Annotated in this window: 8 protein-coding genes and 1 pseudogene; 5 read left to right on the forward strand and 4 right to left on the reverse strand. The window is 65.7% G+C overall.

Annotation, left to right across the window (positions count from 1 at the left end):
- Window position 1: 1 nt before the first annotated feature.
- Window positions 2-1,240: a PucR family transcriptional regulator gene (locus WAW17_RS11000; protein WP_422333014.1), complete on the reverse strand. Its 1,239-nt coding sequence runs from the start codon at window positions 1,238-1,240 to the stop codon at window positions 2-4.
- A 152-nt stretch (window positions 1,241-1,392) separates the two neighbouring features.
- Window positions 1,393-2,391: a PHP domain-containing protein gene (locus WAW17_RS11005; RefSeq protein ID WP_422333022.1), complete on the reverse strand. Its 999-nt coding sequence runs from the start codon at window positions 2,389-2,391 to the stop codon at window positions 1,393-1,395.
- Window positions 2,392-2,510: 119 nt separating this feature from the next.
- On the opposite strand from WAW17_RS11005, the gene WAW17_RS11010 reads away from it, so the two are divergent.
- The 3 genes from WAW17_RS11010 (at window position 2,511) to WAW17_RS11020 (ending at window position 4,128) form a co-directional block, all read left to right on the forward strand.
- A complete protein-coding gene (locus WAW17_RS11010; protein ID WP_422333015.1) occupies window positions 2,511-2,930 on the forward strand; it encodes a TIGR03668 family PPOX class F420-dependent oxidoreductase in 420 nt (139 codons plus the stop codon).
- 9 nt (window positions 2,931-2,939) lie between these two features.
- On the forward strand, window positions 2,940-3,608 hold the full coding sequence (locus WAW17_RS11015; protein WP_422333016.1) for an SDR family oxidoreductase: 669 nt from the start codon (window positions 2,940-2,942) through the stop codon (window positions 3,606-3,608).
- Window positions 3,609-3,759: 151 nt separating this feature from the next.
- Window positions 3,760-4,128, forward strand: a complete 369-nt coding sequence (locus WAW17_RS11020; RefSeq protein WP_422333017.1) for a hypothetical protein — start codon at window positions 3,760-3,762, stop codon at window positions 4,126-4,128.
- Window positions 4,129-4,136: 8 nt separating this feature from the next.
- On the opposite strand, the gene WAW17_RS11025 is transcribed toward WAW17_RS11020, so the two are convergent.
- Window positions 4,137-4,784, reverse strand: coding sequence for a maleylpyruvate isomerase N-terminal domain-containing protein (locus tag WAW17_RS11025; RefSeq protein ID WP_422333018.1), 648 nt, complete (start codon window positions 4,782-4,784; stop codon window positions 4,137-4,139).
- A gap of 109 nt (window positions 4,785-4,893) precedes the next feature.
- On the opposite strand from WAW17_RS11025, the pseudogene WAW17_RS11030 reads away from it, so the two are divergent.
- A pseudogene (locus WAW17_RS11030) lies at window positions 4,894-5,112 on the forward strand (CsbD family protein); the annotation flags it as partial.
- Window positions 5,113-5,159: 47 nt separating this feature from the next.
- On the forward strand, window positions 5,160-5,843 hold the full coding sequence (locus WAW17_RS11035) for an IF2 family translation initiation factor (RefSeq protein ID WP_422333019.1): 684 nt from the start codon (window positions 5,160-5,162) through the stop codon (window positions 5,841-5,843).
- Window positions 5,844-5,864: 21 nt separating this feature from the next.
- Here the strand turns inward: WAW17_RS11035 and WAW17_RS11040 are convergent, their stop codons facing one another.
- Window positions 5,865-6,824 carry an alpha/beta fold hydrolase gene (locus WAW17_RS11040; protein ID WP_422333020.1) on the reverse strand — a complete coding sequence of 320 codons (960 nt, stop codon included), beginning with the start codon at window positions 6,822-6,824 and terminating at the stop codon, window positions 5,865-5,867.
- Between the last annotated feature and the right edge of the window lie 212 nt (window positions 6,825-7,036).

Genomic DNA, 7,036 nt, shown 5'->3' on the forward strand with positions numbered 1-7,036 from the left:
GTCACACCGGACCGCGGCCGGCAGCTCCGGGCTCTTCCGGATTGGGGGCAAGCACGGTCTCACCGAGCCAATAGCACAGCGCCAATGCGTTTTCGAGCTCGAGCCTCTGCTCACGGACGGCGTGTCCGAGCTGATCCTCGATCTTGTGGATCCGGTAGGCGACCGAATTCTTGTGCATGTGCAACGCGGTGCCAGCAGCGGTGTAACTCCCTCCGCGGGAAAGGAATTCGCGCAGGGTTTCGCGCAACTGCGCGGAGGCGGGATCATCGTACGCAAGGGGGCCCAGAAGATCGCTCACCCAGTCGCTGGCTGCGTCGAGGTCCGAACACATCAACGCCACCGCACCGACGTCGGTGATCGGAACCAGACACGGACGGGGCATGCGCGAAGCCTGCGCCACCATCCGCGCTTGGACGGCCTGCCGGTGCGTGCGGACGAACCCACCGACCCCGCGCTGTGGTTCGCCGAGGGCCACCGTGACGGGGCGGTCCCAGCCTGCGACGATCTCGGCCAATCCCGGTACATCGACCTGTTTTTCGTGTCCGAGAGGCAGCCAGGCCCAAGCGGTGTGTTCGTCGCGGGGCTCGAACAGCGGCCTCGCCACAGCTCCGAGGCGCTCGGCGAGCGCAGTCACCGAAAGTTCCAGGAGGATCAGTTCGTCCTCGGATTTCTCGGCGACGTCGGTCCAGATGATCATGCCGAGGTGATGTTGATCGAGGCGGTAACCGAGGGCGCTCTCCGCGGCGCCGACCTCGATGGGGCGCCCCTCGAGGATGTCGCCGATTCTCGCGGATCGCGACGTGTTGCGGTTGAGCAACCACATTTCGCGTTCGGAGTCGTAGACGCTCAGCAGTTGTTCCGAGACCGCGTTGGTACGAGCAGAGATCATCGTCGTGACCGCCAGGGCAGTCTGGGTGATTGCCTTCGCGTCGTCACTGAGTTCCGCGAGCTCCTCGAGACACCAATGTACGACGGTGTCCTGAACGAGACGGTAGCCCCGCTCGAGAACGGTGATCGAAATGTCACGTTGGGCGAGCAGCCGGGCATATCCGATCGCCGCCGGGGTCGCCTCGATCCGATCGAGCTCGACGTCCTGGCGCAGTAGATGCGCGATTGATGCGACAGCCTCTCGGGCACCGAGATCGAACCCCTCGAGGACCGATCGATCGTAGGCCAGCGCAGTGATCTCAGCGGTGGCGTGCGTGATTCGCTCCGCGATCTCGGCACGGTGCGTATTCATGGCCGAGGCGAGCTCCTGAAGGAGTGCACGCGCAGCAGGCCCCGGATCGACCGCCGACGATGTGCTGATACCGACCTTCTTCACTCCGTGAATGCCCCTCTTTTCGGAACCCGCCGCCAAGTGTAAGGGCGATCTTCGTCGCGAGGGGGCGGTCACCCCGCCCAGGACAGCAGATCGTCGGCCGACCAGGTGTTGACGACGCGGTCGGGATCCACCCCGCACCGCAGAGCGCGGTCGCACCCGTAACCCAGCCAGGCGAGTTGACCCGGGGCGTGGGCGTCGGTGTCGATCGCGAACAGGCAGCCGAGATCGAGCGCCAGATCGATCAGCCGACTCGGCGGATCCTGTCGCTCGGGCCGGCTGTTGATCTCGATGGCGGTACCCGAGTCCCGGCACGCCGTGAACACCCTCTCCGCGTCGAATTTCGACTCCGGCCGGGTCCCACGCCCACCCTCGACGAGACGGCCCGTGCAATGGCCCAGGATGTCGACACGGGGATTCTCGACTGCCATGAGCATGCGGCGCGTCATCGCCCCCGGCTCTGCCCGCAACTTCGAGTGAACGCTCGCGACCACCATGTCGAGCTCGTCGAGAAGATCGGGGTCCTGGTCGAGTGAACCGTCATCGAGGATGTCGACCTCGATGCCCGTGAGGATGCGGAACGGCGCAAGCTCCTCATTGAGCCGGGCGATCACTTCCAGCTGTGAACGCAATCGGTCGGCGGACAGCCCGTTGGCGATCGTCAGTTTCGGGGAATGATCAGTGAGCGCACAGTATTCGTGCCCGAGAGCCGCTGCGCTGCGCATCATCTCGTCGATCGGACTGCCGCCGTCCGACCAGTCCGAGTGCGTGTGCAGATCCCCTTTGAGTGCCTCCCGCAGTTGCCCACCCCCGATCGGTTCGGCGGAAACACGCAACTGCTCGAGGTAGGCGGGAACACCGCGCAGTGATTCCCGGATCACCGCGGCCGTCTTCGGCCCGATGCCGGGGAGGTCCGTCCAACTGTCGGTGCGCCTGCGGATCTCGCGTTGCTCCTCGGTGAGCCCGGCCACCACGTCAGCCGCCCGCCGGTACGCCTTCACCCGGTGGGTCTCCGCGCGGGACCGCTCGAGCCAGAACGCGGTCTCACGCAAGGCCTGAACCGGATCCATCGCGTCGTCGGGGTCCATGGCTTCAGTGTCGCGTCCTGACGGAGTTCACCGCAACGCTGTGCCCCGACCCGACTGGCGTCACACTGGTCACGGAGTGACCCACATCGAGGGGAGGCCTGATGGAGCCGGCGGCGCGTTTCGCAGCGGCCCGGGTAGCGCGGCTCGCTACGGCCGACGCGGACGGGGTTCCACATCTGGTTCCGCTGGTCTTCACGGTCGAAGGGAACACCCTCTACTCCTGTGTCGATCACAAACCTAAACGCACCAATGCATTACGACGTCTGAAGAACATCGCGGTCAACTCCGCCGTCAGTCTGCTCGTCGACCACTACGACGACGACTGGAACCGATTGTGGTGGGTACGGGTGGACGGCCACGCCGAGGTGCTCGACGCCTCCACACCCGAAGGTACGGCCGCGATCGACGCCCTGGCGGCCAAGTATCCGCAGTATGCCGACATGCGTCCGGAGGGTCCGGTGATCGCTGTCCGTAACCTGAGGTGGCAGCACTGGACGGCCGAGGGCCGCGGGGTTCGCTAGCCTCGGGACATGCCGAGCGCCCTGATCACCGGAGCAAGCCGAGGCCTCGGGGCCGCCATCGCCCGTGAACTCGCACCCACGCACGACCTGTTTCTCGGAGCCCGGTCGGCGGCTTCGCTGACCGAGATCCTCACCGAACTCCCGGCGGCCACCCCGTGGGCTGTGGAACTCACCGACTACGACGCCGTGGCCGCGGCCTGCGCGCCGATCGACGAGCTCGACGTGCTCGTGCACAACGCCGGGATCGCAGACCTCGCGAGTGTCGCCGACTCCGGTGTCGAGCAGTGGCGCCGCACCCTCGAGGCGAACGTGATCGCGGTGGCCGAGCTGACGCGCCTACTGCTGCCGGCCCTGCGGTCTCGCGGTGGCCACGTGGTTCTGATCAATTCTGGCGCCGGACTCCGCGCCAACGCGGGATGGGCGTCCTATGCGGCAAGTAAATTTGCGCTCCGCGCCTTCGGCGACGCGCTACGCCTCGAGGAACCACGACTGCGGGTCACGTCGCTGCATCCCGGTCGGATCGACACCGACATGCAGCGCGCCATCGTGGCCGGTGAGGGCGACGAGTACCACCCGGAGAAGTACCTGAAGCCCGCCACCGTCGCGCGAGCGGTACGCCAGGCAGTCGAGACACCTGCCGACGCGCATCCCACCGAAATAGTGCTGCGCGTGCGCTAACAGTTCGTTAACTGTGATGAGGCTCACAGCGTAGGTCTCAGAGAACGTTTACTGTGCTCACAAATTGAGGCCTTAGTGTTTCTTCCATCAGCAAATCGTTACGAAGGCGAGTCGGGCTTCTCCGCACTGACTCGAGGAGGTGCAGGATCCGATGTACACCGAACCGAACACACACGGTGGCCACTCGGCCGGAACGCTCGCCGATTCCGTTGTCCCGGCCCCGAGCAACGACGTCTTCGGCGCCATGTTCTCTCTCGATCTCGGTGACGGAGACGTCGACCAGGACGCCGTCGAGCGGATCCAGGACGGCGAACTCGAAGAGTGGGTCGAGGCCGCAGCCCGCTCCGGGCTGTTCACCGCCGAGGCCGTCGGCGCCCTCGCGCTGTCGTGGCAGGAGAACCCGAAGTCGTTGTTCGACGCACTCCTCGGCGGTGCCGACGAGATGACCCGCAAGCGCTACGAACTCGTCTGGGACGCGCTCGACGAAGCCGCCTCGATCGCGTCGGCCGAGTACGCCTGACCGCGTTCTCAGAAGGGCCAGGCCGGGACGGCGGGCAAGCCGTCCCGCATCGGCCGCCCGATCAGCCACGCCAGCAGTTCTGCATGAGGTAGATCCGGCACTCGAACGTCCGGGTGGTGTTCGCGCAGCGCCGGAAGTTCCGACTCCAGGGTGCCCTCCACGAAGTTCTCGGGCCAGTCCGCGGGCGTGTAGCCGAGCCCCAGGTCGGCGTGATGAATTTCCAGCTCACGCCACCGCAGCACCGGAATGAAGTGTGCTGTAACAGCTTTACGCCAATTCACCGGCTCCAGAAATCGATCGGCCGGAATTCTCCCGAGCGAATCGAGCACCCGCCGTCCGGCAAATCGGAAGTCCGCGGCGAGCAGTTCCGCCGGCCGGTCGGCGCCCTCCTCGATCGCCGATGCCCGCGCCACCGGGCCCCCGGGATACATTTCGGCCGCCGGCACACCGGTGATCGCACCCATGGCGAACCGATTCAGCGCATCCGCATTTCTCGCCATATGCGTCACGACGTGCCCCCGACTCCATCCCGGCAGCAGCGACGGCCCACGCGCCTCGTCGTCCGTGAGCCGCGCCAACGTGACCTCCACGGCCCGGTGCGATGTCGCGACGGTGTCCAGCAAGTCGGCGTACCACGATTCGGTGTGCGCAGTCATGGCGCGATGCTATGTGATCCCTTGCGATTGGTCATTCGCGTTTCCGGTTACTCGACCGTGCGGGCAGCACATCACGAGTTTCAGCCCCCTACGTCAGGAGAGAAGCTTCATGAGCGATCACAACACGTCCGGAGAAGCCCGCGAACGACTGCTGGACTCGATCAAGGGCAAGGCGAAAGAAGTTGCCGGCGCTGTGACCGGCAACGACTCCCTGACCGCAGAAGGTCGGCTTCAGCAGGACGAAGCCCGGCAGCGGAACGAAGCCGATACCGCCGAGGCCCGCGAGGAAGCCGACCGGGCCCGGCGCGAAGCCGAAAGACTCGGCGACGACGCCGACGTTTCCTGAACACCCACCCGCAAAGGATGAGAGAACCGATGAATATCGTCAGTGTGCCCTTGGCCGTTCTGCGTGTGCAGTACAAGATCGCGAGGTTCCCGCTGCAGGTGATCGAACAGCAGGTGATGTCGCGGATGCCCACCGAAGCATCCGCCCGACTCATGTACGAGCGTGGTCTGGGGATGCTCGACGGGACCGTCGGCAGTGTCCTGGGCGATCACGACCTGGTGCAACGCGGCAGTGCGCTGTCCCAGCGAACCGACGCGCTGGCCCGTGCCGCAGTGCTCGACGAGGAGGCCGCACTGAAGGAGCAGAAGGCCGGCGCCGAGCTGCGGGCCAACCACCGGCAGGCGAACGAGCAGCAGGAGAAGGCGCACGAAGAGAAGCAGCGCAAGGTGGCACAGGCCCGCGCACGCGAGGAGGAGCGCAAACGCGCCGCCGTGCGGGAGGCCGAAGAACGCAAGGCCGCCGCCGAGAAGCAGGCCGACGAGCAGGCCGCGCAGCGTCAGAAGGCGGCGGAAGCCGCAAAGCGGAGCAAACAGGCGAAGATCAAGGCCGAGGAGGAGAAAGCCGCTGCCCCCGCGAAGGCGCAGTTGAAGGATGCCGCCGCCAAACAGAGCGAGGCGGCCGACAAGCGCGCCCGCGCAGATCGGGTGGTAGAGCTCACCGAGACAGAGAAAGCGAAGCGGCAGAACGCAAAAGCGACCGGTAACCGGAGCTGAGACGAACGATGTGAGCCCCTGTCATGCAATGCCCGCAAGAAACTGCAGCATCAGCTCGTTCACCTCGCCCGGCCGCTCCTGCTGCACGAAATGTCCTGCGCCCTGCAGGAGGTGGACTCCCCGAAGATCGGGGACGGTCTTGCGCATCCGGTCGAGTGCCGTCGGCCCGCTCATTGTGATGACGGGATCGTTCGCACCTGCCACGAACAGTGTCGGAACTGTGATTTCGGCACCGTCCAGGGACTCGCTGCGTTCCCAGTTGGCGTCGTACGCCCGATACCAGTTGAGTCCGCCGGTGAAACCTGTCTTCGCGAAGACCTCGACGTACCGGTCGAATTCGACCTGCGTGAGCCACGACCACGGCAAGGGCGGGGCCTCGGGCAGGACATCCAGATAACCGTTGCCCTCCGACGGGTGCTCCCAGATGTCGAGGTAGTGATAATCCCCGGACAGCGCATAGAACAAGCGCTGAAGGAATCCCCGCGGGTCGGCGTCGAGTTCCCGGTCTGCAACCCCGGGCTCCTGGAAGTAATGAATATGCAGAAAGTGTTTGCGCGCCATGGCCGCATACAGTTCGGTAGGGCGCATCGGAAACCGGTCGGGCGCATAGGGCACGGCGAGCAGGATCAACCCGGACACCCGCTCCGGGTACCGCAACGCAGTCGTCCACGCGGCCGGTGCACCGAAATCGTGGCCCACGACGACAGCTCGTTCCACCCCTGACGTGTCCAGGAGCCCGATCAATCGTTCGGAGACTGCCTCGTTCGTGTAGTCACCGATCGACGCGGGCACATCGGTGCCACCGTAGCCGGGCATGTCGGGGGCGATAGCGCGGAAGCCGGCCTCGGCAAGCGCCCCCATCTGGTGCCGAAAACTGTAGCCGAGCCCCGGAAAGCCATGACACATCACCACGGGCGGGCCGTCACCGACTTCGTCGATATGCCAATGGAATCCGTCGACGTCGAGGTCACGTTCGGTCATGCGCCCAGGCTAACGCCTGCGGCCCGGCAGACCTAGAGCACTGTAGACCTAGAGCACCGTGCGTTCGAAATCCCTGGGCGCTAGGGGATCGGGATCAGGATCGGTGGCATTCCCGGAATCTGCAAACGAATCTGGGGTGGCGGGGCAGGCGCCGGTGCCGGCGCCGGGGGAATCTCAACCGCTGGGGGCGGTGGAGGTGGAGGCGGTGGTGG

This window comes from Rhodococcus sp. (in: high G+C Gram-positive bacteria), from assembly GCF_049286785.1.
Taxonomy (GTDB): Bacteria; Actinomycetota; Actinomycetes; order Mycobacteriales; family Mycobacteriaceae; genus Rhodococcus_F.

Bases quoted from the DNA above. Each gene is read 5' to 3' on its own strand.
- WAW17_RS11020 (WP_422333017.1), top strand. From the start codon at position 3,760: ATGTACACCGAACCGAACACACACGGTGGCCACTCGGCCGGAACGCTC.
- WAW17_RS11040 (WP_422333020.1), bottom strand. From the start codon at position 6,824: ATGACCGAACGTGACCTCGACGTCGACGGATTCCATTGGCATATCGAC.
- WAW17_RS11000 (WP_422333014.1), bottom strand. From the start codon at position 1,240: ATGAATACGCACCGTGCCGAGATCGCGGAGCGAATCACGCACGCCACC.
- WAW17_RS11015 (WP_422333016.1), top strand. From the start codon at position 2,940: ATGCCGAGCGCCCTGATCACCGGAGCAAGCCGAGGCCTCGGGGCCGCC.
- WAW17_RS11035 (WP_422333019.1), top strand. From the start codon at position 5,160: ATGAATATCGTCAGTGTGCCCTTGGCCGTTCTGCGTGTGCAGTACAAG.
- WAW17_RS11010 (WP_422333015.1), top strand. From the start codon at position 2,511: ATGGAGCCGGCGGCGCGTTTCGCAGCGGCCCGGGTAGCGCGGCTCGCT.
- WAW17_RS11005 (WP_422333022.1), bottom strand. From the start codon at position 2,391: ATGGATCCGGTTCAGGCCTTGCGTGAGACCGCGTTCTGGCTCGAGCGG.
- WAW17_RS11025 (WP_422333018.1), bottom strand. From the start codon at position 4,784: ATGACTGCGCACACCGAATCGTGGTACGCCGACTTGCTGGACACCGTC.